General features: G+C 31.9%; 24 protein-coding genes. 19 read left to right on the top strand and 5 right to left on the bottom strand.

What is annotated here, in order from left to right:
• Positions 1-35: 35 nt before the first annotated feature.
• Complete coding sequence (rpsT, locus tag JOD41_RS01745; protein WP_156701985.1) at positions 36-305, top strand: 30S ribosomal protein S20; 270 nt, start codon at positions 36-38, stop codon at positions 303-305.
• A gap of 102 nt (positions 306-407) precedes the next feature.
• Here rpsT and hemW read toward each other — a convergent pair whose 3' ends face one another.
• From hemW to lepB, 3 genes are read right to left on the bottom strand one after another with little or no spacing between them, the layout of a single operon-like run.
• The gene (gene hemW, locus JOD41_RS01740; protein ID WP_205051328.1) at positions 408-1,547 is read right to left on the bottom strand and encodes a radical SAM family heme chaperone HemW; all 1,140 of its coding nucleotides are present in this window, start codon (positions 1,545-1,547) and stop codon (positions 408-410) included.
• Positions 1,534-3,345: a translation elongation factor 4 gene (gene lepA / locus JOD41_RS01735; protein WP_205051327.1), complete on the bottom strand. Its 1,812-nt coding sequence runs from the start codon at positions 3,343-3,345 to the stop codon at positions 1,534-1,536. The genes hemW and lepA overlap by 14 nt, the downstream gene beginning before the upstream one ends.
• A 26-nt stretch (positions 3,346-3,371) precedes the next feature.
• The gene (gene lepB, locus JOD41_RS01730) at positions 3,372-3,896 is read right to left on the bottom strand and encodes a signal peptidase I (RefSeq protein WP_205051326.1); all 525 of its coding nucleotides are present in this window, start codon (positions 3,894-3,896) and stop codon (positions 3,372-3,374) included.
• A gap of 434 nt (positions 3,897-4,330) precedes the next feature.
• Here lepB and hrcA point away from each other — a divergent pair, with 434 nt between their 5' ends.
• The 14 genes from hrcA (at position 4,331) to JOD41_RS01660 (ending at position 20,021) form a co-directional block, all read left to right on the top strand.
• Positions 4,331-5,353 (top strand): heat-inducible transcriptional repressor HrcA, encoded by a 1,023-nt coding sequence (gene hrcA / locus JOD41_RS01725; RefSeq protein WP_205051325.1) that lies wholly within the window; start codon positions 4,331-4,333, stop codon positions 5,351-5,353.
• Between the two features lie 8 nt (positions 5,354-5,361).
• On the top strand, positions 5,362-5,913 hold the full coding sequence (gene grpE / locus JOD41_RS01720; RefSeq protein ID WP_205051324.1) for a nucleotide exchange factor GrpE: 552 nt from the start codon (positions 5,362-5,364) through the stop codon (positions 5,911-5,913).
• 25 nt (positions 5,914-5,938) lie between these two features.
• Positions 5,939-7,774, top strand: coding sequence for a molecular chaperone DnaK (dnaK, locus tag JOD41_RS01715; RefSeq protein ID WP_205051323.1), 1,836 nt, complete (start codon positions 5,939-5,941; stop codon positions 7,772-7,774).
• Positions 7,775-7,932: 158 nt separating this feature from the next.
• On the top strand, positions 7,933-9,063 hold the full coding sequence (gene dnaJ, locus JOD41_RS01710; protein WP_205051322.1) for a molecular chaperone DnaJ: 1,131 nt from the start codon (positions 7,933-7,935) through the stop codon (positions 9,061-9,063).
• Positions 9,064-9,136: 73 nt separating this feature from the next.
• The gene (gene prmA / locus JOD41_RS01705) at positions 9,137-10,039 is read left to right on the top strand and encodes a 50S ribosomal protein L11 methyltransferase (protein WP_205051321.1); all 903 of its coding nucleotides are present in this window, start codon (positions 9,137-9,139) and stop codon (positions 10,037-10,039) included.
• The gene (locus tag JOD41_RS01700) at positions 10,032-10,721 is read left to right on the top strand and encodes an RsmE family RNA methyltransferase (protein WP_205051320.1); all 690 of its coding nucleotides are present in this window, start codon (positions 10,032-10,034) and stop codon (positions 10,719-10,721) included. Before prmA ends, JOD41_RS01700 begins: the two co-directional genes overlap by 8 nt.
• Positions 10,721-12,019, top strand: a complete 1,299-nt coding sequence (gene mtaB, locus JOD41_RS01695; protein WP_205051319.1) for a tRNA (N(6)-L-threonylcarbamoyladenosine(37)-C(2))-methylthiotransferase MtaB — start codon at positions 10,721-10,723, stop codon at positions 12,017-12,019. Before JOD41_RS01700 ends, mtaB begins: the two co-directional genes overlap by 1 nt.
• Positions 12,020-12,403 carry a DUF1284 domain-containing protein gene (locus tag JOD41_RS01690; RefSeq protein WP_205051318.1) on the top strand — a complete coding sequence of 128 codons (384 nt, stop codon included), beginning with the start codon at positions 12,020-12,022 and terminating at the stop codon, positions 12,401-12,403.
• 2 nt (positions 12,404-12,405) lie between these two features.
• Positions 12,406-12,744 carry a histidine triad nucleotide-binding protein gene (locus tag JOD41_RS01685; RefSeq protein ID WP_205051317.1) on the top strand — a complete coding sequence of 113 codons (339 nt, stop codon included), beginning with the start codon at positions 12,406-12,408 and terminating at the stop codon, positions 12,742-12,744.
• 220 nt (positions 12,745-12,964) lie between these two features.
• Entirely contained in the window at positions 12,965-13,816 is an 852-nt protein-coding gene (locus JOD41_RS01680; protein WP_205051316.1) for a patatin-like phospholipase family protein, read from the top strand.
• A gap of 196 nt (positions 13,817-14,012) precedes the next feature.
• Positions 14,013-14,192, top strand: coding sequence for a 30S ribosomal protein S21 (gene rpsU, locus JOD41_RS01675; protein ID WP_005957648.1), 180 nt, complete (start codon positions 14,013-14,015; stop codon positions 14,190-14,192).
• A 13-nt stretch (positions 14,193-14,205) separates the two neighbouring features.
• Positions 14,206-14,649: a GatB/YqeY domain-containing protein gene (locus tag JOD41_RS01670; RefSeq protein WP_205051315.1), complete on the top strand. Its 444-nt coding sequence runs from the start codon at positions 14,206-14,208 to the stop codon at positions 14,647-14,649.
• Positions 14,650-14,833: 184 nt separating this feature from the next.
• Complete coding sequence (locus JOD41_RS01665; RefSeq protein ID WP_205051314.1) at positions 14,834-18,868, top strand: Rib/alpha-like domain-containing protein; 4,035 nt, start codon at positions 14,834-14,836, stop codon at positions 18,866-18,868.
• Between the two features lie 88 nt (positions 18,869-18,956).
• A complete protein-coding gene (locus JOD41_RS01660) occupies positions 18,957-20,021 on the top strand; it encodes an alpha/beta fold hydrolase (protein WP_205051313.1) in 1,065 nt (354 codons plus the stop codon).
• A 65-nt stretch (positions 20,022-20,086) separates the two neighbouring features.
• On the opposite strand, the gene JOD41_RS01655 is transcribed toward JOD41_RS01660, so the two are convergent.
• The gene (locus JOD41_RS01655; protein WP_205051312.1) at positions 20,087-20,344 is read right to left on the bottom strand and encodes a putative signal transducing protein; all 258 of its coding nucleotides are present in this window, start codon (positions 20,342-20,344) and stop codon (positions 20,087-20,089) included.
• 159 nt (positions 20,345-20,503) lie between these two features.
• Here JOD41_RS01655 and JOD41_RS01650 point away from each other — a divergent pair, with 159 nt between their 5' ends.
• Positions 20,504-21,808, top strand: coding sequence for a sodium-dependent transporter (locus JOD41_RS01650; protein ID WP_205051311.1), 1,305 nt, complete (start codon positions 20,504-20,506; stop codon positions 21,806-21,808).
• Positions 21,809-21,926: 118 nt separating this feature from the next.
• Here the strand turns inward: JOD41_RS01650 and rpsD are convergent, their stop codons facing one another.
• Positions 21,927-22,523, bottom strand: a complete 597-nt coding sequence (gene rpsD / locus JOD41_RS01645; RefSeq protein ID WP_205051310.1) for a 30S ribosomal protein S4 — start codon at positions 22,521-22,523, stop codon at positions 21,927-21,929.
• A gap of 227 nt (positions 22,524-22,750) precedes the next feature.
• Here rpsD and JOD41_RS01640 point away from each other — a divergent pair, with 227 nt between their 5' ends.
• The 3 genes from JOD41_RS01640 to JOD41_RS01630 all read left to right on the top strand — a co-directional run bounded on the left by JOD41_RS01640 (position 22,751) and on the right by JOD41_RS01630 (position 26,575).
• Positions 22,751-24,094, top strand: coding sequence for an oxaloacetate decarboxylase subunit alpha (locus JOD41_RS01640; protein WP_205051309.1), 1,344 nt, complete (start codon positions 22,751-22,753; stop codon positions 24,092-24,094).
• Between the two features lie 104 nt (positions 24,095-24,198).
• Positions 24,199-25,446 carry an aminopeptidase gene (locus tag JOD41_RS01635; RefSeq protein WP_205051308.1) on the top strand — a complete coding sequence of 416 codons (1,248 nt, stop codon included), beginning with the start codon at positions 24,199-24,201 and terminating at the stop codon, positions 25,444-25,446.
• Between the two features lie 124 nt (positions 25,447-25,570).
• Positions 25,571-26,575, top strand: a complete 1,005-nt coding sequence (locus tag JOD41_RS01630) for a YifB family Mg chelatase-like AAA ATPase (protein WP_239540857.1) — start codon at positions 25,571-25,573, stop codon at positions 26,573-26,575.
• The last annotated feature ends 17 nt before the right edge of the window (positions 26,576-26,592 follow it).

Here is a 26,592-nt window from a genome sequence, read left to right as displayed (position 1 = left end):
AAATAGCAAAAGCGTTAAATATTGGAGGTGAAATAATGGCAAATATTAAATCAGCTATTAAGAGAATTGATGTAGCTAGAAGAAATTCTGAACACAACAAACCTATTAGAACTGAAATGAAAAATGCAGTTAAAAACTTTAGACTTGCTCTTGATGAAAACAGACTTGACGATGCTAAGGAACTTTTAATTGTTGCAGACAGAAAATTAAAGAAGGCTGCTAATAAAAATATAATTCACAAAAAACAAGCTTCCAGAAAGCTAAGTCGACTAGCTAAGGAACTTAACAGCAAGATCGCTGGTTAAGAGAAATTTTCCCGGGAAAGTTTCTCTTTTTATTTTTTATAATAAAAAGAAAGAGGTAGTTAATTTTCTACCTCTTATTTTTTTGCTTTTGTATTATTTCAATTAACGGAAAAAATCAAGCTCTACTTGGTTTGATAGGTCTCTGCCCTTTTCTGTAAGTTTAATTTTATTTCCCTTAACTTCAATTAAGCCAAGTTTAATATTTTTTTCTATTTCTCTTTTATAAAGGCTTACAAAATCTTCTTCTAATTTCTTATTAAATTCTCCTAAATCAATGCCAGAATTTAGCCTTAGTCCCATCATTATAAATTCATTCATTCTGTCATTTTTACTCAAGTTTTCAGAAAATTCTATTGGCTTTTCATTTTTATCAAGAGCCTCATAATAATTTTTAAAATCTGAAAAATTTCTGTAACGCAAACTTTTTATATTAGATGATGCAGAGAGTCCAAAGGAAATATAATCTCTTAACTTCCAATAGGTCATATTGTGGCGACATTCAAAGCCAATTTTAGAAAAATTTGATATTTCATATTGATGGAGGCCAATTTTTTCAAGACCATTTACTACATAATGATACATTTTTCTATCTTCTAACTCATCAGGAAAGTCTAGGGGACTTTTTATATGATTTTCATAAAGTCTTGTTCCTTCTTCTAAAATAAGTGAATAGTAAGAGATATGGGGAAGATCTAAATTTTTTATCTCCACAAAGGATTTTTCTATGTCAGAAAATTTTTGTGAGGGAAGGGCAAGCATTAGGTCTAGATTTATATTTGTAAAACCAGCGGCTCTTGCGTTTTCCACAGCCCTAAAAATGTCTTCTGACTTGTGAATTCTTCCAATTCTTTTTAAAATTTTATCGTTAAATGACTGGGCGCCTATGGAAATTCTATTAATGCCAGAAGAAAAATAGCTTTCAGCTTTTTCCATAGATAGTGAATTAGGGTTTGACTCTATTGTTATTTCTGGATCTTTAGAAAATTCAAAGTCACTTAAAATTTTTAAAATCCTTGCAATAAATTTTCCGTCAACAGATGATGGAGTGCCACCTCCAATAAAAACTGTGTCAATAATTTTTTCACTTAAAAAATTTTCATTTAATTTTATTTCTTTTTCTAAATAAGAAAAATATTTTTCAACATTTTCTCTATTTAAAAGAGAAGAGCAGAAGTCACAATAGTGACATCTACTCTCGCAAAAGGGTATATGAATATAAATTGAAATTTTATTTTTCTTCATCGTATTTTAATACAGATAAGAAGGCATCTTGTGGAATATCTACGCTACCCACAGTACGCATTCTCTTCTTTCCTTCCTTTTGTTTTTCAAGAAGTTTTCTCTTTCTCGTAATATCTCCGCCATAACATTTTGCAAGCACATCTTTTCTAAGGGCACGAATTGTTTCTCTGGCAATAATTTTATTTCCAATGGCAGCTTGAATTGGCACTGCAAATTGGTGCCTTGGTATTACATCCTTTAATTTTTCGCAAATTTTTCTGGCACGAATGTAAGAATTTGATTCGTGAACAATAAGCGAGAAGGCATCTACAAGTTCTTCGTTGATTAAAATATCAAGTTTAACAAGATCAGATTTTTCATAGCCAATTAATTCATAATCGTAGGATGCGTAGCCACGAGTTTTTGATTTTAAGGCATCAAAGAAATCGTAAATAACTTCATTTAAAGGCATATGATAAGTTATAAGTGCTCTTGTTTCTTCAAGGTATTGCATATCCTTAAAGATGCCACGCCTATTTTGGCAAAGTTCCATAACTTGTCCAACATAATCTGTTGGAGTCATAATTTCTGCCTTTACAATTGGCTCTTCCATATAATCAATTTCTGTTGGGTCAGGAAGATTTGATGGATTTTGAATTGAAATCATCTCGCCATCTTTTTTCATTACGTGGTAAATAACAGATGGGGCAGTTGTAACAATATTTAAATCAAATTCTCTCTCTAGTCTTTCTTGGATAATTTCCATGTGAAGAAGTCCCAAGAATCCACATCTAAAACCAAAGCCTAGGGCAACAGAAGTTTCTGCTTCAAAGTCAAGGGCAGCATCATTTACCTGTAATTTTTCTAGGGCTTCACGAACATTATTGTATTCTTCGCCTTCGCCAGGGTAAACACCACAAAATACCATTGGTACAACTTTTTTATAGCCAGGCATTGCTTCACTTGTTCTTTTATTTTTGTGAGTAATAGTGTCGCCAACTCTTGCGTCTTTAACATTTTTAATAGAAGCAGTTATGTAACCAACTTCGCCTGCGCTTAAAGAATCAAGATTTATGTGACCATTGGCGATTACTCCAACTTCAACAACTTCAAAAGTTTTTCCCGTTGCCATCATTAAGATTTCATCGCCAGGTTTTACTGAACCATCAATAATTCTCACATGACAAATAACTCCTCTATAAGAGTCGTAAATTGAGTCGAAAATTAGGGCCTTAAGTGGTGCATCGTGGTCGCCATTAGGCGCAGGAACCTTATCTACAATTGCGTGAAGAACATCGTCAATTCCTATGCCTTCCTTGGCAGAAATTAGTGGAATGCCTTCAGTGTCTATGCCAATAATATCTTCTATCTCTTCTTTTATTTCATCTGGTCTTGCACTCGGAAGATCTATTTTATTTATTACAGGAACAAGTTCAAGGTCTTGGTCAATAGCAAGATATACATTGGCAAGAGTTTGTGCTTCAACACCTTGGGCAGCATCTACAACAACAATAGCACCCTCGCAAGCTGCAAGGGAACGAGAAACTTCATAATTGAAGTCCACATGACCTGGAGTGTCAATTAAGTTAAAAATATATTCCTTGCCATCTCTGTCGTCCTTGTAGATGAGTCTAATTGCTTTTAATTTAATTGTAATTCCTCTCTCACGTTCAAGCTCCATGGAGTCAAGAACTTGTGATTCCATTTCTCTTTTTGTAAGCATACCCGTTGACTCAATAAGTCTATCGGCTAGAGTAGACTTGCCGTGGTCAATATGTGCTATTATTGAAAAATTTCTTATATTATCTTGATTTCTCAAATTTTTACCTCCGTTCTAGGGGATTTTTATTTTATCAAAGTTTCAATTTTTCCTCTATCCTTTAGAGGTAAAATTCTATAAACTGCAGCTGATTTTATTCTCTTCTTTTCTATTGGTCCAAAGTACCTTGAGTCAACGCTCATGCCGGGAAGTCTGTTGTCTCCCATGACAAAGTACTGGTCATCCTTTAAAACAAATTTTTCTTCATCAGATTCTGTGTAATTAGTTGAAGTATAAGGCTCTTCTAAAACTTTTCCATTTAAAATAACTTTTCCATCTTTAAATTCAATAGTGTCGCCAGGCTTTCCTATAAGCCTTTTAATGTAATTTCTGTTGTCATTTGGCGCATCGATTACAACAATTTCTCCGCGAGGTATGTCAGTAAATCTCTTGTAGGAAAGGCAAATCAACTTGTCCTTTTCATTTAAGGTTGGGTGCATTGACTCTCCATTTACAACAGCTATATTAAAAATAAAATTTCTCACAAAAAGTGCAATTAAAACTGCAGCTACAATTGTGATAATAAAAGACATAGTTTCATTTTTTTTCAAAGCAATCATCTCCAATTACTAATTTTAACATAAATATATAAAAGAATGGAATAATTTTAATTTGTAATAGAGCTTAAAGAAATTTTAATAAAATTTTTTTAATTTAAAGTTGAGAGATAGGCTACATATAATTTTTATTTTCTATAGTCTATCTAGGTAAATGTGAAAATTTTTAAAAAGAAAAGTTAAAAAAATTATTTATATATGTAAAAAATTTATAAAAATTTTATTAGTAATTATTCTAGTAATGAGGATAAAAGTATTAAGTTAATATTCATTGGAAAATTGAAAAAAAATTTAAAAATAAATATTTTAAAAAAATTTTGAATTTTTCAAAAAAATTTTGAAATTTCCTTGACAAAGTTCTTGGAAGAGGGTACTATATAAATAGATTAGCACTCGACATTAATGAGTGCTAACAAAAGGAGGAAATTATGGATGCAAGAAAAATAAATATTTTAAATGCCATAATTGAGGCGTACATTGATATGCCTACTCCCGTAGGTTCAAGGACTCTCTCCAAAGATTATGACCTTGGAGTTAGTTCAGCTACAATAAGAAATGAAATGGCAGATCTTGAAGATCTTGGTTTTTTAAATAAGCCACATCAATCAGCAGGAAGAATTCCTTCTGACAAGGCTTATAGGTTTTATGTAGATGAAATTTTTAAAAGTTTTAGAGAATTTCACGATATAGATGCTTCAGAAAAAATCAAGGACAGACTTTTATACACTTCAAGAAATATTGAAGACTTTTATAAAAATGCTGTCAATTTACTTGCCAGTGTCAGCAATTGCACGGCATATCTTATTACACCGCAAAAGGCTGACACAAAGATAAAAAGACTAACTCTTGTAAAAATCGACGAAGAAACTGCACTCTTAGTTCTAATAGGGGACAAGGGTGTTATTGAGAGATATTTTTTAGAAATAGAAAATATTCCTGATGAAGATTTTTATTATATAGAGAAGGTCTTAAATGAAAAGATGTCGGGAATTGATTTTGACAAAATTGAGTCACTTAAAATTTCTCTTTCCGATGATATGATTAGACATGGAAAATTTATTTCTAATGTTGTAAAAATTGCAAGCAAGTTTAACAAAAAGGTCTCATCCATTGAAATTTATTATGACGGCCTCACTAATATTTTGAATTTTGACGAATATAGGGATCTTGACAAGGCTAAAGATTTTATGAGTTTAGTTGAGGACAGAGACAGTTTATTTCAAATCTTAAAAAATGATAACTTCACAGGAGATGTGGAAGTTATTATTGGTTCAGAAAATAGTGCAAATTTAATGAAAGAAAATACAATTATAAGAGCACCCTTTGCCAAAGACTTTGGAATTTATGGAAGCATTGGACTAATTGGACCAGTTAGGATTGATTATACGAGATTGGTTAAGGTCGTTAAAACTTTTAGCGACGCACTTACTAGAGGATTAAAAGAAATGTGAGGGAGTACATGACAAATGATGATATAAAAAAAGAAAACTTAGATGAAAATAAAGATATAGAAAATGAAAATATAGAAGACGTAAATCTAGAAAAAGAAGTTACAGAAAATTCCGAAGAAGTTATTGATGAATCATCTGATAATGAAAAGTATCAAGCTTTAATGGATAAATTTATGAGACTTCAAGCTGATTTTGCAAATTACAAGAGAAGAACTGAATCTCAAAAAACTGAATTTGTTGAGCTTGGAGTTAAAAAAGTTGTAAATGACTTACTTCCTGTCCTTGACAATTTTGAAAGAGCCTTAGATTCTATTGGAGAAAAGGACTCAACTTATGACGGAATATTGATGATAAAAAATCAACTTACTGACGTCCTAAAAAAGGAAGGTATAGTTGAGATGAAAGCACTAGGTGAAGAGTTTGACCCAACTTATCACCACGCAGTATTAACTGAAGATTCTGATGAATACGACAGTGGCTATGTAATTGAAGTTTTACAAAAGGGTTATTTAATTAATGATAAAACGCTAAGACCTGCAATGGTCAAAGTTTCACAATAAGTGATTTATTTAGGAGGAAATTTATATGGGAAAAATAATTGGTATTGATTTAGGAACAACTAACTCTGCAGTAGCAGTAATGGAAGGCGGAGACGCTGTAATAATTCCAAACATCGAAGGTAATAGAACTACACCTTCTGTTGTAGCTTTTACAAAAGATGGAGAAAGATTAGTAGGAGAAACTGCTAAGAGACAAGCTATTACAAACCCTGATAGAACTGTTTCATCTATTAAGAGACACATGGGTTCTGACTTTAATGTAAAAATAGATTCAAAAACTTATACACCACAAGATATTTCAGCTATGATTTTACAAAAATTAAAATCTGATGCAGAATCTTATCTTGGAGAAAAAATTACTGAAGCAGTAATAACTGTTCCAGCATATTTTACAGATGCTCAAAGACAAGCAACTAAAGACGCAGGAAGAATTGCGGGACTTGATGTTAAGAGAATCGTAAACGAACCAACTGCAGCTGCTCTTGCTTATGGAGAAGACAAGGATAAAGATGCTCAAACGGTTATGGTTTATGACCTTGGCGGTGGTACTTTCGACGTATCAATCCTTGAACTTTCTGATGGAGTATTTGAAGTACACGCAACTCGTGGTAACAACAAACTTGGTGGAGATGACTTTGATAACAGAGTTATTGACTATATAGCTGAAGAATTTAAGAAGGAAAATGGCATTGACTTAAAGGCTGACAAGATGAGTCTACAAAGACTTAAAGAAGCTGCTGAAAAAGCTAAGAAGGAACTTTCTTCTACAATGTCAACTAATATCAACCTTCCATTTATCACAGCTTCACAAGCTGGTCCACTTCACTTAAATATGGACTTAACTCGTGCTAAATTTGATGAACTTACAGCTGACCTTGTAAAGATGACTGAAGGACCTGTTAAGGATGCACTTTCTGATGCAGGACTTTCTGCAAGTGATATTGACAAAGTTCTTCTAGTTGGTGGTTCAACAAGAATTCCAGCAGTACAAGAATGTATTAAAAAATTAACTGGCAAACAACCTCAAAAGGACATCAACCCAGACGAATGTGTTGCTCTTGGTGCAGCAATCCAAGGTGGAGTTCTTTCAGGCGATGTAAAAGACTTGTTACTACTTGATGTAACACCACTTTCTCTAGGAATTGAAACAATGGGTAACATTACAACAAGACTTATCGAAAGAAATACAACTATTCCAACTAAGAAGTCACAAGTATTTACAACTGCAGCAGATAACCAAACTTCTGTAGAAATTCACGTACTTCAAGGTGAAAGACAAATGGCTAAGGACAATGTAACTCTTGGCAGATTCACACTTGATGGAATTGCTCCAGCAAGAAGAGGAGTGCCACAAATTGAAGTAACATTTGATATTGATGCCAACGGTATTGTAAATGTAAGCGCTAAGGATCTTGGCACAGGCAAGGAACAACACATCACAATTACATCTTCTACTAACTTAAATGAAGAAGAAATTGAAAAGAAAGTTAAAGAAGCTGAAATGTATGCACAAGAAGATGCTAAGAAGAAAGATTTAATTGAAGCAAAGAACAACGCTGACTCAATTATTTATCAATCTGAAAACACATTAAAAGATGTGGAAGGAAAAATTTCTGATGCAGACAAGACTAAGATTGAAGATGCAATTAAGGCTCTTAAGGATGTGAAAGACGGCGAAGATCTTGAAGCAATTAAGTCTAAGACTGAAGAATTAACTCAAGCTTTCTACGCAATTTCTGAAGAAATTTATAAACAACAAGGTCAAGCTGGTCAAGCTGATCAATCAGGCGCAACTGATGCTAAACAAGATGACGATGTAGTTGACGCTGACTATGAAGTTGTTGATGATGACGAAGAATAATAATTAAATAAAATTGTTGCAGTTTCGGCTGCAACTTTTTTTATGTTTAAAATTATTTTGTTTTTCTTGCAAAAATTTTGAGAGAAAATTTGAAATTACAAAATAAGCTTTATTTTTCCAAGACTTTATATTAGAATATAAAACTATTGAGGTGGAAGATGAGAAATTTTTATGAAATTCTTGAAGTTGAAAAAAATGTAACCAAAGAAGAATTAAAGAGATCTTATAAAAAGCTTGCGAAAAAGTATCATCCAGACTTAAATCCAGGAGATGAAGTTGCAGAGGCAAAATTTAAAGAAATTTCCTATGCCTATGAAGTCTTATCTGACGATGAAAAGAGACAAGTTTATGATGTCTATGGCGAAGAAGGTCTTAAGGGCAACATGGGTGGTGCCGGAGGCAGCGGCTTTGGAGGATTCTCAGATATTTTTGATGACATCTTTGATATTTTTGGCGGCTCAAGATCAAATAGATATGAATATGCAAATAGAAAAGACATGCCAAAGAAGGGACCTGACACTAGAGTTGATGTAACTCTTGATTTTTTTGAAGCAATTTTTGGTGTGGAAAAAGAAATTTCTGTAAAGGTAAAAGAAGAGTGCAGCCATTGTCACGGTAGCAAAATGGAACCTGGAACAGAAAAACATGAATGTGACAAGTGCCATGGATCCGGTCAAGTGACGACAGAACAAAACACGCCTTTTGGCAGATTTGTTAGAACTTCTTCATGCGACAAGTGTCATGGCACTGGCGAAGTAATTGATGAGCCATGTAAAAAATGTGGCGGCAGAGGTGCTGTCCTAAAGAGCAAAAAATTAAAAGTAAATATTCCTAAGGGAGTGGACACTGGAAATATTATTTCACTAAAGGGTCAAGGTTCTGTTGGTGAAAATGGTGGCGAAAATGGAGACATATTTGTCTACATCAGAGTTAGGTCTGATGCAGTATTTAAAAGAGAAGGCAACGACATTTATTTAAACATTCCAATTTCCTATCCCGATGCAGTTCTTGGCGCAAAGATAAAAGTGCCAACCCTAAAAAAACTTGTAGACTATGACATCCCTAAGGGCACTACAGGCGGCACAGTCTTTAGACTAAAGGGCGAAGGAGTTCCCTATGTAAATCGTGAAAATCAAAGGGGAGATCTCTTCTTTAAAGTCGACATAATTATTCCTAAAAAAGTTTCTGATGAGCAGAAAAAACTTTTGGAAGAATTGAGAGAGACTGAGCCAGAAGTTGAAGAAAATAAAAAATCATTTTTAGACAAGTTAAAAGATTTATTTGACTAATGCGGATCACGGATTCGCATTTTTTAAATTGTATAAAGATTTCAGGTAATATATAATGAAATCAGGTGATTAGATGAAATACATTGAAATGACAATAAACACTTCAAAGGAAAAAAAAGATATAATTGAAGGAATTCTTTTTGACTACGGAATTTATACAACAGAAGAAGTTTCCAGTCACTTAGTGGATGAGCTGGACCAAGACGAAAAGGACTGGGACTTTATAGATTATCCTCTTTTAAATTCTGATAAAGAAATTTTTGCCATAAAAGTTTATCCAGAAAACACAGATGATGCAAAAAATTTAAAGGCTGAACTTGAAGAAAAGTCTTTAGGAAATTCAAAAATAGAAGAAAAAGATGATGAGGATTGGGCTAACAATTGGAAGAAATATTATAAGCCCCTAGAAATTGGAGAGAGCCTTGCCATTGTCCCTGAATGGGAAGAATATAATTCAAATAGAAAAATTATAAAAATAAATCCAGGTATGGCTTTTGGTACTGGAACTCACGAGTCAACTTATATGTGCCTTGAACTTTTAGAAAAATATGTAAATGAGGGCGACGAAATTTTTGACATTGGATGCGGCTCAGGCATACTTGCCATTGCTGCCTTAAAGCTTGGTGCAAAAAGAGCTCTTGCCATTGACATTGATGAAAAGTGTATTGATGCATCTCATGAAAATGCAAAATTAAATGATGTAGAAGACAAGATGGAAATTAAAAAGGGCAATCTCTTAGATGTTGTAAAGGGAAGAGCGGATTTAATTGTTTCAAACATCATTGCAGAAATAATCGTTGATGAAATAAAAAATCTAAAAAATCACATGGATCCTGGCGGAATTTTTATCACTTCAGGAATTATAAAAGAGAGAAGACAAATGGTAATGGATGCCTTAATGGAGAATGGCTTTGAAATAATTGACGAAATAGAAAAAAATAATTGGCTTGCTATTGTGGGAAAATTAAATGTATAGATTTTTTGAAGATAGAGAATTTAAGGGAAATACAAATTTAAAGGAAGAGACAATCCATCACTTAAAAAATGTAATTAGGATAGAAGATGGAGAAGTCTTTCAAGTTGTCTTTCGTGATGGAATTTTTTCCTTTGCTTTTTATGACGACAAGCTCAAAAAAATGGGAGAGGTAGAAGAATCTAACGAATCAAGGGTTAGGCTATCCCTATTTTTTGGAGTCCTAAAAAATAATAAGTCAGAAGATGTTTTGAGGCACGCAACAGAAATTGGTGTCAGCGACTTTTATCCAGTTTTAATGGATAGGACAATTTCTGATATTTCAAAGAAAAAGGACAAGAAAAAGGAAAGATACCAAAAAATTGTCGAGTCTGCCGCAAAGCAATCTAAGAGGGACATAATACCTCTGGTTCATGACATAATAAAGACTGATGACATTTTAAAATTTAAGGGCGATTTAGTCCTTTGTTATGAAGACGAAGATAAAAGTCAGCTTGGAGAAATTATTAATATGCTAAGTGACAATATTGGTCTTGTAATTGGACCTGAAGGCGGCATATCAAATAGAGAACTTGAAATTTTAAGGGATGCAAAAAAAGTTGGTCTTGGCAGGAGAATTTTACGCGCCGAGACTGCAGCAATCACTGCATCATTTTATATAATACACGCAAAGGAGTGTGAGTAATGGAAAAAACTTTTTCAATTTTAACTCTTGGCTGCAAGGTTAATCAATACGAATCAGAAGCCATGAGCGAAATTTTTGAAAAGAGAGGCTATAGAGAAGTTGATAATGATGAATTTAGCGATGTATATATAGTAAATACTTGCACAGTTACAAATTTATCAGATAGAAAATCAAGACAGTTTATTAGAAAATCAAAGAAAAAAAATCCAGATTCAGTAGTTGCAGTTGTAGGTTGCTATTCACAAGTTAGTCCCGACGAAGTTAAAAATATTGAGGGTGTGGATGTTGTAATTGGCACAACTGAAAGAAATAAAATTGTAGACTTAATTGAGGAGTCAAAAGCGTCTCACGAAAAAATAAATATTGTAAAGGACTTAAAAAATGTCCGAGAATTTGCCAACACGACAAATTTTGACAGCAACAACAGGACTCGTGCCTACATGAAGGTACAAGATGGTTGCAACAGATTTTGCACTTACTGCATAATTCCCTTTGCCAGAGGACCAATTAGGTCAAGGACTATTGAAGATTCAGTGAGAGAGGCAAGAACTCTTGCAGACCGTGGCTTTAAAGAAATTGTCTTGACAGGCATTCACATTGGATCTTTTGGCATGGATTTAGGTGACATGAGATTAATTGATTTAATCGAAAGTATTGCAGAAGTTGATGGCATTGAGAGAATAAGATTATCTTCTGTTGAGCCAATAATTATTACTCATGAATTTATGGAGAGAGCAGTGAAAACTGGAAAGCTCTGCGACCACTTCCACCTGTCCCTACAATCTGGCTCCAATAATATTTTAAAGGCAATGAATAGAAGATACACTCGCGAAGAATACATTGAAAAGGCAAATATTATAAGAAAGTATATGCCTCACGCAGGTCTTACGACAGATATTATTGTTGGCTTTCCTGGCGAAAGTGAAGAGGACTTTGCTGATTCTATGAACATTGTAAAAGAAGTTGGCTTTTCAAGAATTCATGTCTTTAAGTATTCCAAGAGAAAAAATACTAAGGCAGCCCTCATGAAAAATCAAATTGACGGAAATGTGAAAAAAGAAAGATCAGAAAAATTAATTGCCCTTGGAGAAGAATATCAAGAAATTTTCGAGAGAGAAAATATGAAATATCCTCAATCAGTTTTATTTGAAGAAGATCATGAGGGCGAGTATTACGGCTACACAACAAATTACATTAGAGTTAAGGCAAAAAGTGAGATTGACCTAAAAAATAAAATAAAAGAGGTAAAAATTTTAGATACAGGCGAAATTGCAAACTGTGAAATTATTGGTGATTAAATGTTAAAAATAAGAGCACACCATCTCTTGTGCACAGAAAATTTTGTGGGCGAGGGCTATAATGATGACTTTTCAAAAAATATGACTGAAGTTATAAAAAAACTTAGAGAAAATCCTGAAGTTATGTTTATAAAAGATCTAGATGATGTATGCAAATATTGTCCAGAAAATCTTGGTAAAGTCTGTGAGAGTGAGGAAAAAGTAAAGGCTTACGACGAGAAAGTTTTAAAAATCTTAAATTTAAGAGCAGATGAAAAATATTTTTGGGAGGACCTTAGGACTTTATCTTGTGATATAATATTTAGTAAAGACAGGCGAGAAGAAATTTGTAGAGCTTGTCAGTGGAATGATTTATGCAAAGAAGTTGAAGCAAAAAGGAGGTAGGAATGGACTGTTTATTTTGTAAAATAATTAGTGGAGAAATCCCTTCAGAGAAAATTTATGAAGACGAACTTGTCTATGCCTTTAAGGACATAGATCCACAAGCACCAACACATTTTTTAATTGTGCCAAAGGAACATATTGCATCTGCAGATGACCTTGATGAAGGTCATAAGGAATTAATTGGCCATGTATTTTTAGTTGCAAAAAAACTTTGTGCTGAGGCAGGACTTACTAAGGGCTACAGAATTGTTAATAATTGCAAAGAAGATGGAGGACAAAGTGTTGATCACCTTCATTTCCATGTTCTTGGTGGAAGAAGTCTGAATTGGCCACCAGGTTGATAAAAGTAAATATGAATTTTAATGCTACGAGTTTTCTTGTAGCATTTTTTTTCGAATTTTTTGGAAAAATATTTATCTTTTATTTTAAAAGTTTGCAAGGAGATTAAATGAAAGGTAAACACTTTGACATTTTTGTCCATAGGAAATTTTAAAAATTTTTTATATACTATAATCAAGGTGGATAATAATAGGATTTATATATAGAGAAGGAAGATGACTTATGAAATTAGGATTTGTAGATGTTGGCGGTGGCACTCGTGGCATTTATGGCGCAGGAGTTTTTGATTACTTGATGGAAGAAAATATTAGTGGGGACTACTTTATTGGAGTTTCAGCAGGAGCTGCAAATGGCGCTTCTTTTTTGGCAAAGCAGCCCAGGAGAAATTTTGTCTTCTACAACAAATATGCCTTTAGAAGTGAATACATGAGCTTTAAAAATTATTTAAAGACTGGTTCATATATTGACCTAGATTATATTTATTCTGATTTAAGTTCATCTAAGGGCGAATACCCTCTTGACTATAAGACAATGAAAAATAATCCTATGGAATTTGAAATTGTGGCAACAGATGCAAGGACGGGCAAGGCAAAATATTTTAATAAATCAGATCTTGTAATAGATAATTATGACCCAATAAAGGCTTCTTGTTGTGTGCCAGTTTTGTGCCAGCCCTATAAAGTAAAAGGTGTTCCTTATTTTGATGGAGGTTTAAGTGATCCTATTCCTTTTAAAAGAGCCTTTCAAGCAGGCTGTGATAAAGTTGTAATAGTTCTTACAAGGCCAAGAGATTATTTTAGAGAAGCAAGAAGGGACAAAAAATATGTAAGACTTTTGAGGAGAACTTATCCAAAGGCAGCCAAGGCCTTTGCAAAAAGATCTCTCGTCTACAACGAAAGCTTGAGAGAAGCCATGGAGCTTGAAAGGGAAAATAAGGTCATAATTCTTGCACCAAGCAATATAGGAAATTTAAAAACTCTTACACAAGACCATGATCAACTAGAAAATCTTTATGAAATGGGAAGAAGAGACGCAAAAAAACTTTTGAATTCAGAAAATTTTTTTAAAAAATAGTCTGTGAGAGAATTAAAAATAGATAAAACTAGCCCTAATAAGTTCACTTAAAGGAGAAATTTATCTTAGTTAAAAAGAATTTGTAAAGATAAAAATTTTAAAAAGCAAAAATATTATTGAAGTTTTGGGATTTATAGAGTATAATAAACCTACATTGGCCGCAAGGCTACTCTTTTCTACGAGAGGAGGTTAAAAAATGTCCGAAATCAGGGTTGGTGAAAATGAATCTTTAGACAATGCTCTAAAAAGATTCAAAAGACAATGTGCCACTAGTGGAGTTCTCAAAGAAGTAAGAAAAAGAGAACACTACGAAAAACCAAGTGTTAGAAGGAAGAAAAAATCCGAAGAGGCACGCAGAAAAAAACACAGATATTAAAGAGGGTGTTCTTATGTCTCTAAAAGAGAGACTCATGGCTGACTTAAAAGAAGCTATGAAAAGTAAAGATAAACTTCGAAAAGATGTTATCACCATGGTTCGTGCAGCTATTAAACAAAAAGAAGTAGATGAACGAGTAGAGCTTGATGATTCTGATATTTTAGATATCATTTCAAAACAGCTTAAAGAAAAAAAATCGTCAATTGATGAATTCAAGAAGGGTAATAGAGAAGATTTAGTTAAACAAACTAATGATGAAATCGAAATACTACTTAAATACTTACCTGAGCAATTATCAGATGAAGAATTAAAAGAAATTATAAAAAAAGTAATTGACGAAAATGAAATAACATCAATGAAGGATATTGGAAAATTAATGAAAAATGTAATGCCTTTAATCAAGGGCAAAGCAGATGGCAAACAAGTTAATCTTATAGCCAAAGAATTATTAAATTAAAACTCGGGGTTTAACCCGGGTTTTTATTTTTTTGCAAACTTTTATTTTTTTATTTTCTATCTTATAGAAGTGAAAAAAGAATATTGCTATAATTAATTATAGAAAATTCTTTTAGGAATATGTTTTAAATTTATTTTATGAGAATTTAGAAGAGAATATCTTTTAAATGAACTAGGAGGACACAATGAAAAAGAAAATGTTTTCATTATTTTTAGTTGTAACTTTATTTTTGACAAGTTTTAATCCAGTTTTTGCCCTCGGATCGGAGATTAATGGAAATGATGAAAACTCGACACAAGAAGATCTGCCAATAGTTACTGAAAAAGTTCCAGAAGATAGTGCAAAAGATAAATATGTAAAAATACTTTTTGTACCAGAAACGAATTTAATTAATAATGTTAAAAATTATGGAACTATTAAAAATGAAAATAATGAAGAAGTAGCTTTAAGAGATGAAGTTTACAATGGAGAAACTACTAAGGCTAAAGCTTTTTATGCCTTAAAGTCTGCAAAATGGTCAGATTTAATAAATTATAGAGAAAATGGTAAAAAAATTTTTCTTAAATTATGGGTTGAAAATAAAGATATAAATAGTGAGGAGCATAAATTTCTTGGCTGGACAAATAATAAAATATTTATTGATGTATTTGATCCTGACTTTTTAGGAGGTAAAGAATTAGGAAAATTTGAAGTAAGTACTAGAACTAGATATGATATGGAAAATCCAATAGTTTTTAAGGCTTACTTTCAATCTTTGCCATATGTATATACGTCAGCTGATCATGCTGTTCCTAGAAGAGATGCAGATGGATATACCTTATATACTTCTAATTATAAGCATTGTACTTTTAAACATTCAAATTCCAAAGGAACTACATTTAATCCTACTGAATTTCAAAAAAGATATTTTATAACAAATCCCTATAATTTAAAAGATGTGGTTTTTTATATAAGAAATGATATTAAAGATAGAAGTTTTGGAAAATTTAAGCCTAATATTAATTTGGCTAAAGATGCAATGTTCTGCTACTGGTATAGAGAACCTAAGGCAGATATAAAACTTACAGATGATTATCAAATACTTCATTTTGAGAATTTTGATTTAGATAATTATTTTGCAAAGTTAATAATAAATGGAGAAAAAATTTTAGGAAATTCATTTAATCAAAGAAATTTTCCAGAGGATATTTGTGTTGTAAACTTAGTTAAAGGCAAAGGAAATAAGGATAAAGTATTTAGTTATGGAAGCTATATAGTATTTAAAGAATCAAAAATAAGTGTAATCGAAAATAATAATCCTTTATATAAATATAAATTGCCAACTTTTAATAAATCCAGCAATCTTCACTGGTATTGTGATGGTAAAAAGATTGATGATATAAGAGATATTACTGTAAATAAGGATATGACTTTTGTAGCAAGAGTAGAGAATGACAGCGAGAAATATACGATAAATGCTTTAGATTTAGAAGAAAATTATGGATCCGAGATAAAAGAAGATGAAATTATAAATTGTATCACTACAAACTATCCAAAGGATTCAGATGCAAAGCCAATTATTTCTTTAGAAAAAGGACAAACTTTACCAGATGGTAAAAAATCTGGTGAATACAATATTAAAATTGAAGTAAAGTACCCTGACGAGTCAATATCAAAGACCAGTGTTAAGCTTACAGTTTTAAAATCACAAGCTGAAACTTATAAAGCAATAGGACAAGAAATAAAAGTAAAAGTTGGAGAAAAAGCAGATGCCAAGGAGGGAATTTTAAATAAAAATGATCTTCCAAAAGGAACAAATTATTCTTTTAAAGAAAATATTGATACAAGCCTTCCAGGAAAAAAAGACATTGAGATTATAGTAAATTATGAAGACGGTTCAAAAGAAGAAATAGAAGTAAAATTAAATGTCTTTATTGATGGAGGAATAATAAGACCTATTCCAGAAATAGAATCTGATGATATTGTAAAGGAAGAGCTTGCTTATAGTGGCAAGATTGATTTAAGCAATAATATTAAAAATTTGCCAGAAGGTTCAGTTGTTGAAGATATTACAGATCCAAAAATTGATACAAAAAAGCCAGGAGAATACTCTGGAAAAGTAAAAGTTACCTTTAAAGACGGCTCATCAAGAATAGTTATAGTGCCAGTTGAAGTTTTAAAATCACAAGCTGAAACTTATAGGGAAGAGACTAAAACTCTTGAAGTAAATAAAAATGAAGTTTTGACAGTTGAAAAATTAAAAGAAGGGATTAGAAATCTTCCTCGAGAAGTTAAGGTTGATATAAAAGAAAATGCTGACACAAGTGAAGTGGGAGAAAAAACTGCAAGGCTTACTTTGACTTTTAAGGACAGCTCAAGTAAGGAAGTAGAAGTTAATATAAGAGTTAAAGAAGTAATTGATGGAGGAATAATAAGACCTATTCCAGAAATAAAATCCGCTGATATTATAAAGGAAGAGCTTGCTTATAGTGGTAAGGTTTATTTAAGCGATAATATTAAAAATTTGCCAGAAGGTTCAGTTGTTGAAGATATTACAGATCCAAAAATTGATACAAAAAAGCCAGGAGAATACTCTGGAAAAGTAAAAGTTACCTTTAAAGACGGCTCATCAAGAATAGTTATAGTGCCAGTTGAAGTTTTAAAATCACAAGCTGAAACTTATAGGGAAGAGACTAAAACTCTTGAAGTAAATAAAAATGAAGTTTTGACAGTTGAAAAATTAAAGGAAGGGATTAGAAATCTTCCTCGAGAAGTTAAGGTTGATATAAAAGAAAATGCCGACACAAGTGAAGTGGGAGAAAAAACTGCAAGACTTACTTTGACTTTTAAGGACAGCTCAAGTAAGGAAGTAGAAGTTAATATAAGAGTTAAAGAAGTAATTGACGCAGGAATAATAAGACCTATTCCAAAAATAAAATCCGCTGATATTATAAAGGAAGAGCTTGCTTATAGTGGCAAGATTGATTTAAGCGATAATATTAAAAATTTGCCAGAAGGTTCAGTTGTTGAAGATATTACAGATCCAAAAATTGATACAAGAAAACCAGGAGAATACTCTGGAAAAGTAAAAGTTACCTTTAAAGACGGCTCATCAAGAATAGTTATAGTGCCAGTTGAAGTTTTAAAATCACAAGCTGAAACTTATAGGGAAGAGACTAAAACTCTTGAAGTAAATAAAAATGAAGTTTTGACAGTGGAAAAATTAAAGGAAGGAATTAGAAATCTTCCTCGAGAAGTTAAGGTTGATATAAAAGAAAATGCTGACACAAGTGAAGTGGGAGAAAAAACTGCAAGACTTACTTTGACTTTTAAGGACAGCTCAAGTAAGGAAGTAGAAGTTAAGCTAAGAGTTAAAGAAATTATTCCAGTAAAGTCTGATTCTGAAAAGAATCCTCCAATAATTCCTAAAGATTTAAAAGTTGTGGATAAAAATAAGCTTAGCCAAGCAGAAATTGATGAAATTGCAAGAAAATTTAAGTTAGCAAATCCTAAGGCTAAGGATGTAATAGTAGACCAAGAGGGAAATTTTACTCTTATTTACGAGGATGATTCCAAAAATATTTTGAAGCTAGCAAATTATTTGACAGAAGATCCAAAAGAAAATAGCGAAAAAGATAAGGATGATGATGGCAAAGGCAATAAAGAAAATAAAGACAAGAAAGAGAATTGGGACAAATATTATCCAGATTATTACAATTATTTTCCAGACTTAAACAATAGTGATGGCGAAAGAGATACTTTTAAAGTATTTGTAAGTCTTCCAGAAAAAGTTAAGGAAGAAAAGAAAGCTTATGAAAATACTTCCTATGTATTTCACATTAATGACTTTTATTACGAAATTATAAAAGATGGACTTTCAAGGAAGATAAATATGGACATAGCTCCTATAATTAATAATGGCAGGACAATGCTTCCATTAAGAAAAGTGGCAGAAGTTCTTGGCGCAAAAGTTATTTGGAATAAGGACACAAGAACAGCTTTCTTTAAAAGATCTGGACAAACTGCCTCAATTCAAATCGACAACAATAAAATTATACTTTCAAGTGGCGAAGTAATTGAAATGGAAGCAAAGCCTTTAAATATTCAAGACAGAATTTTTGTGTCCCTTGTCAATGTTGCAAAAGTTTTTGGACTTAATAATGGCAACAAAGATGATGGAAAAGACAATGACATTGAATGGGATAATGAGGCGAGGACAGTTACTATTTATATAAAATAAATTAGAAGAGAAGGACCCACTGGTTATTCTTTTTCTTTCAAGGGAAGGATTTTATTTTACTTTTGCTATAATTAGACTGAGGTGTTAAATGGTTTATTTTATTATTTTACTTATTATTATTTTGATAATTCCACAATTATACTATAAAAAATCAAATAATTTAAGGCAAAATGAAGGCATAGATTTAAAATGTGATTTTATTTTTAATGATTGTGATGATTTATCTAAGATAGAAGATTCTGAAAACTTTGGAAATTTTAAAGATTTTTATCATCTTTCAAATTGTAAGAGATTAAAAGTTAAATCCTATGATGATTTTATCCTTGATGCAGGGTTTTTCCCTGTTGATAATCCAAAGGCTCTTGTTCAAATTATTCACGGTGCCTTGGAGCACAAGGAAAGGTATTTTCCTTTAATTAAATACTTAAATGAAAATAATTACAGCGTCTTTATTTCAGATAATAGGGGTCATGGGGATTCTCTTAGTGAGAAATATTCCTTTGGCTACATTGATGGAGTTGAAAAAGTTGTTGATGACAACATTGCAATTACAAGGGCTATTAAAGAAAAGTTTCCAGATAAAAAAATTTATTTACTGGGTCACTCCCTTGGCACAGTTTTTGGAAGAATTTATCTTGAAAAGGCTGATGAATTAATTGATAAGTTAGTTTTATCTGGTCCACCAAACTTTATTCCAGAAGTTAATCTTGCAATTTTTCTTGGAAATTTCATAAATTTTTATTTTGGAGAAAAGAGAACAGTTTTTATCCTAAAAAAATTATACACTGGCGACAAATTAAATTGGGACTGGTTAAGTTATAGTAAAGAAAACATTGAAGATGCGAAAAAAGACCCCCTTATGCCAAAAGTTTTTAAGAATAGAGGATATCTTACTGTCTTTGAAGGAGTAAAGGAGCTTAACAATTTAAAAAATTTTAAATGTAAAAATCCTGAACTTAATATTTTATTTATTGCTGGCAAGGACGATGTAGTTATTGGTGGAGAAAGTGGATTTAAAAATTCTATTGATGCTTTAAATAAAGTTGGCTATAAAAATATTGAGTCTAAACTTTATGAAAATATGAAACACGAAATTTTTAGGGAAAAAGATAATCAAAAAGTTTTTAAAGATCTGGTGGACTTTTTAGATTAATAATTTTTATTAAGATAAAAGCTGATGCAAAAAATGCATCAGCTTATTTTTTTAAAATAATTAAATTAATCGAAATTTAAATCGTCAGTGTCCTCGTTATCATTCATAAAGTAGACTAAAAGTTCGTTTGCCTTATCAAAGTCATCTTCAGAAACATAAATGCCCTTTTCGTAAAGAGAAAATCCAGAGATTAGTCTCATATAATCACCTTCGTCTTTTACAAAATATGGGATGGAATTGTCCTCTAAGAAGGCACAAATTTCGTCAAATAGAAGTTTATTAGTTGAAGTAACAAGTTTTACATATTCAATGTCTTTTTTCATAATATCACCTAAAAAGATTATACCATTTATTAGATGAAAAAAATTTTTATTAAAAGATTTTATAAAGAATTAGTAATGAACAAAACTTTAGCACTTTTAACTATTTAAAAATCATTGAATTTGTGATACTATTTCTAGTATATAAAAAAGGAGGAGCGTATGTCAAAACAAAATGAAGGATTTTCATCAATCCTTGGATTTATTATGGTTGCCATTGGCCTTGCCTTAGGTATTGGAACTTTGTGGAGATTTCCTTACGTAGTTGGTGAAAACGGTGGAGCAATTTTTATATTTTTATATATTTTAATTATTTTAGTAATAGGAATTCCTCTTATGACTTGTGAAGTCACAATTGGTTATGCAACTGGGAATGCAGCAATAGATGCCTATAAGACACTTAAACCAAATACAAAATGGTATTTGGCAGGATATCTTCACACATTAGCGGCACTTATTATTGTTGGTTATACTTCTGTTATTTATGCTTGGATAATAAAATATATAGCTGGTGCAGTTAGCGGAGATTTTATTGGTCTAACAAGTGAGGGTATACAAAGTTATTTTGATTCTTTCAACGCCAATAAGCCAATTGTGTTTTTATTCTTTTTAATTAATTTTATCTTAAATGATGCAGTAATTATTTTAGGAGTTCAAAAGGGAATAGAAAGAGTTTCAAAAATATTAATTCCTATTTTATTTGTAATCATGGTTATTATAATTGTCTTTGGTTTAAGACTTCCTGGAGCAATGGATGGAATTACATTTTTATTTAGACCAGATTTTTCTAAATTTTCTATGAATTCTATTATTACTTGTCTAGGTCAAGCTTTCTTTGCGCTTGGACTTGCTATGCTTGGTTCAATGGTCTTTGGATCTTATATAAAAGAAAAGGACGAAAATATTTTTAAAGACTCATCAGTAATTTGTCTTGCCCTTGTATTTGCAGGAATATTATCTGGACTTATGATTCTTCCTATTGTATTTGCAACAGGACTTACACCAGGAGAAGGTGTTGGACTTACATTTTTAACTCTTCCACTTGCCTTTAATGTTGTTCCTTTTGGAAGAATCCTTTCAGTTTTATTTTACTTTGGATTCTACATTGCAGCTTTTACTTCATCAGTTGGAGTATTAGAAGCAATTGTTGGTCAATTTATGGAAAGATTTAGATTAGAAAGAATTAAAGCTCTTATGCTTGCCAGTCTAATAATAATTGCAATTGCAGCATTATCTATTTTCTATGACCCAGCCTTTGCCTTTATTGACAATGTTGAAAGTAATTACATCCTAGTAATAGGCTGTCTATTAATTGCACTTTTCTCAGCAAGAGCTTGGAAGATGGAAAATTTATTAGAAGCAGCAAATATAAAAAGTCCATTTGTAAGAACTTGGATGAATGTAAGTATAAAGTATATTTCACCTATTGTTATAGTTATAATATTCTTTAGTCAATTTATAAAATAATTTATAAGAGTATAAAAAATGCCTGATTTAATCAGGCGTTTTTTTTTTTTTTTTTTTTTGAATTTTTCTTAAAAAAAGTACACAAGAAAAAAAGACCCTCTCTGGGTCTTTTTTGTCATTACATGTTCTTAGAATAGAATTCTACGATTAATTGGTCTTCAATTTCTATTGGAACATCTTCTCTATTTGGTAGAGATATTAAAGTTGCTTTAAAGTCTTCAGCCTTAGAGATGTAAGGGAAGTTTACAACAATGTTAGTGTTGTAGTTTTCTTTAAATAAATCAACTTTCTTTCCTTTAGCAGATAATGCAATTACATCACCAGCTTCACATCTGTAAGAAGGAATATTAACTTTCTTTCCATTTACAGTTAAGTGGCCATGAGTAACCATTTGTCTTGCTTGTCTAATTGAAGATGCAAAGCCCATTCTGTAACATAAACTGTCAAGTCTTCTTTCAAGGAATGTTACAAGGTTAGGACCTGTTTGTCCTGCTGCTCTTTGAGCTTCTTTAAATAGATTAACAAATTGTCTTTCAAGTACACCGTAGTATGCTCTTAATCTTTGTTTTTCTAAAAGTTGCTTACCATATTCAGTAAGTTTTTTATCGCTTCTTGCAGTACCTCTTGTAGCTCTTTTCATTGCCTTTGGGTGACCGCATACATTTAGTCCAAGTCTTCTTGATTGCTTGAACTTTGGATCCATCATTTTTGCCATTTTTTATCAAACTCCTATAAATTTTCGCCGCGATAATTTATAAGCCGATAGCATTATACTAGAAATAAAGCTCTTTGTAAAGAAAAAAATTAAAATGAGAAAACTTTTATGTAGCGACAAGAATTTTTTGTCAAGAAAGCCTTGTTTTGATGAAAAATTTTTGAATAATTATGTTATACTTTAATTAGGAATAAAGAGATATCTTTCGGTTAATTTTAGGAGGATTTATGAAAAAAATAGAATTTGTAGATACTATTCTTCGTGACGCACATCAATCACTTATGGCCACAAGAATGACTTATAAAGATATGGAGCCTGCACTAGATAAACTTGATAAAGTTGGATACAAGGCTCTTGAATGTTGGGGCGGTGCAACCTTTGACTCATGTATTAGATATTTAAATGAAGATCCATGGGAAAGAATTAGAAATATTAAGTCTCACTTAAAAAATACTAAGACTCAAATGCTTTTGAGAGGTCAAAACCTTTTGGGCTACAAAAATTATCCTGATGATGTTGTAGAAAAATTTGTTGAACTTTCTGTTAAAAATGGAGTAGACATAATAAGAATTTTTGATGCCTTAAATGATTTAAGAAACATCGAAACATCACTTAAAGCTACAAAAAAAGCAGGAGCTGAAGCACAAGTTGCAATTTGCTATACTACTTCAGAAGTTCACACAATAGAATATTTTACAAATCTTGCAAAAGAAGTAGAAAAGATGGGAGCAGATTCAGTTGCTATAAAGGATATGGCAGGGATTTTAACTCCACCTGTATCAAGAGACTTAGTGAGGTCACTTAGAAAGGCAATTGACATTCCAATAGAACTTCACACTCATGAAACTACTGGCTGCGGTTCAATGACATATTTAAAGGGTGTTGAAGAAGGCGCAGATATTTTAGACACAGCACTTTCTCCATTTTCTGGTGGAACAAGTCAACCTCCTACTGAAACTCTTGCAATAATTTTAAAGGAAGCTGGCTATAAAGTTGATTTAAATCTAGATATCTTAAGTGAACTTGCACCTTACTTCCAAGAAGTAAAAAATAAATATTTAAATAATGGAACTATGAGAGTAAAAATGCTAACAGTTGATCCAAAGGGACTTATTTATCAAGTGCCAGGTGGCATGCTTTCAAATCTAAATTCACAACTTTCTGCTGCAAAACAAGAGCATTTATTTGATAAAGTTCTTGCAGAAGTACCAAATGTTAGAAGAGACATGGGCTATCCACCACTTGTTACTCCAATGAGTCAAATGGTTGGAACGCAAGCATCCTTTAATGTTATGACTGGCAAGAGATACAAGATGGTTCCTAATGAAATTAAGGATTATCTAAAGGGACTTTACGGAAAGAGCCCTGTAGAAATTGATGAAGCTTTTAGAAAATCAATTATAGGCGATGCTGAAGTTATTACTGATAGACCTGCAAATCACCTAGAACCAGCTCTTGATAAATATAAAGCTGAAGTAGGAGATCTTGCAAGGACTGAAGAAGATGTATTAACTTATGCACTATTCCCACAAGTTGCAAAAGACTTCTTGGCAAAAAAATACAATAAATAATTTTAAAATACTATTGGACATCTCTCCAATAGTATTTTTTTGCAAATAAAATTTTTTTGTTGTATATTATTTTTTAATAAAAGATAAATGGAAAGGATGATAAAATGGATTACAAAAATTTTGTAGTTGATGATTATATAGAAAAGTACGCTGAATTAATTTTAAAGATTGGGTTAAAAATTAAAGAGGGCGATAGACTTGTTGTAAGATGCCCCATAGAAGCAAGGGACTTTGCCATTATTTGTACAAAAAAAGCCTATGAGCTTGGTGCAATTGAAGTTGTAATGGATTATAGAGATCAAGAAATTTCAAAGTTAAAATACAAAAATGAAAGTATAGAAGTTTTAACTGATGTACCAAAACACAAAATAGATAAAGAAAATTATTACATGGAAAAAAAGGCAAAGTATCTTTCAGTTACAGGTTCTGATCCAGATGCTTTTAAAGGAATTGATTCAGAAAAATTATTTAAGGCAAATATTGCTACATCAAAGGCATTAAAGGATTTTTCCGAAAAGATGATGGCAAATTATGTGTCTTGGATTGTAGTTGGAGCAAGTATACCTTCATGGGCAAAAAAAGTTTTTCCAGAATTAGAAGAAAAAGAAGCAGTTAGAAAATTGTGGTATGAAATTTTTTCTTCAGTGAGACTTTTTAAAGAAGATCCAGAAAGGGCTCTTGAGGACCATGTAAACAACTTAAATAGATATAGCAAATTCTTAAATGAAAGTAAATTTGAAAAACTTCACTACAAGTCAGAAAAGGGGACTGATTTAGAAGTTTACCTTCCAAAGGGATATATCTTTGCAGGAGCTGGCGATGTAAATAGTGACGGAGAAGAATTTATTGCCAATATGCCTAGTGAAGAAGTTTTTTCTGCACCAAGACTTGATGGAGTAAATGGAAAAGTTTATTCAACAATGCCCCTAAATTACAATGGAAATCTAATTGAAGACTTCTATTTAGTTTTTAAAGATGGCGAAGTAATTGATTATGATGCAAAAAGTGGAAAAGAATATTTAAAAAATATTATTGAAACTGATGAAGGTTCAAAGAGACTTGGAGAAGTTGCCCTTGTATCTCATGACACACCAATTTCTATGAGAAAAGTTTTATTTTACAACACACTTTACGACGAAAATGCATCTTGTCACTTTGCTCTTGGAAAATCCTACCCTTCATGCATAGAAAATGGAGAAAAACTTTCTACTTGTGAATTAAAAAAACTTGGCATGAACGATTCTATAACTCATGTGGACTTTATGGTTGGAGATGCCACAACAGAAATAATTGGCGTTAAGGAAAATGGAGAAGAAGTCCAAATCTTTAAAAATGGAAATTTTGTAATTTAATAATTTATTTTAAGCCAGATAAATTTGTCTGGCTTTTTAATTTTTTTAGAATTTGTAAAGGTTTTCTGTTAAAATGTAATTAAGAATAATACTATAAGAATTTTATTATAGTTGAGGAGGAATTATGTACTCTTGCACAAAAACTTGTACACTAACTGGACTTAATGGTTATCCAGTAGATGTTGAAGTTGACCTTTCAAACGGAATGCCAAAAATTATACTGGTTGGACTTGCAGACACTGCAGTAAAAGAATCAACTGAAAGAGTAAAATCGGCAATAAAAAATTCTGGCTTCGACTTTCCAAAAAAGAGAATTACAATAAATTTAGCTCCTGCAAATTTAAGAAAAGATGGTACACAGCTTGACCTTGCCATTGCAGTAAGCCTTTTGAGCTGCGATGAAAGTTTAGAGCTTGATTACAGTCCCTATACATATATGGGTGAGCTTGCCCTAGATGGAAAGATAAATAAAATTCAAGGTGCTCTTCCTATGGTAATATCTATGCGCGAAAAGGGATATAGAAAATTCATTGTGCCTTACGAAAATCGCAAAGAATGTGCCATAGTTAGTGATGTTGAAATTTATCCAGTAAAAACTTTAGAAGAAGTAATTTCTTTTATAAGAGGCGAAATTGAAATTGAAAGATGTCAAGGAAGTTTTATCAGGGAAAAGGTTTCTTATGATGTTGATTTTTCTGACATTAAGGGACAAGAAAATTTAAAGAGGGCTCTTGAAATTTCTGCCTGCGCTAAGTCAAATATTTTAATACTGGGTTCACCTGGTTCTGGAAAGACAATGGCAGCAAAAAGATTTCCAACTATCCTTCCGGAGCTTGACTTTGAAGAGGCAATTGAAGTTACAAAAATTTATTCCATATCAGGGCTTTTAGATGACAATGCACTTATAACAAAACCACCTTTTAGAGCACCACATCACACAGCATCAGCAGTTTCACTTATTGGTGGAGGGCAAATACCAAAACCTGGAGAAATTTCTCTTGCCAATAAGGGAGTATTATTTTTAGACGAACTGCCAGAATTTTCAAAATCAGTTTTAGAAGTTTTACGTCAACCAATGGAATCAAAGGATATAATAATTTCTCGTGCCAATTGTTCTCGCATAACTTAATCCTCCCTAAATTCGAT

Origin of the sequence: Peptoniphilus gorbachii, from assembly GCF_016908115.1 — a bacterium.
Classification (GTDB): Bacteria; Bacillota; Clostridia; order Tissierellales; family Peptoniphilaceae; genus Peptoniphilus_A; species Peptoniphilus_A gorbachii.
Note: the sequence above shows the minus strand (reverse complement) of the source record. Positions and strands in the feature narration are given on the sequence as shown.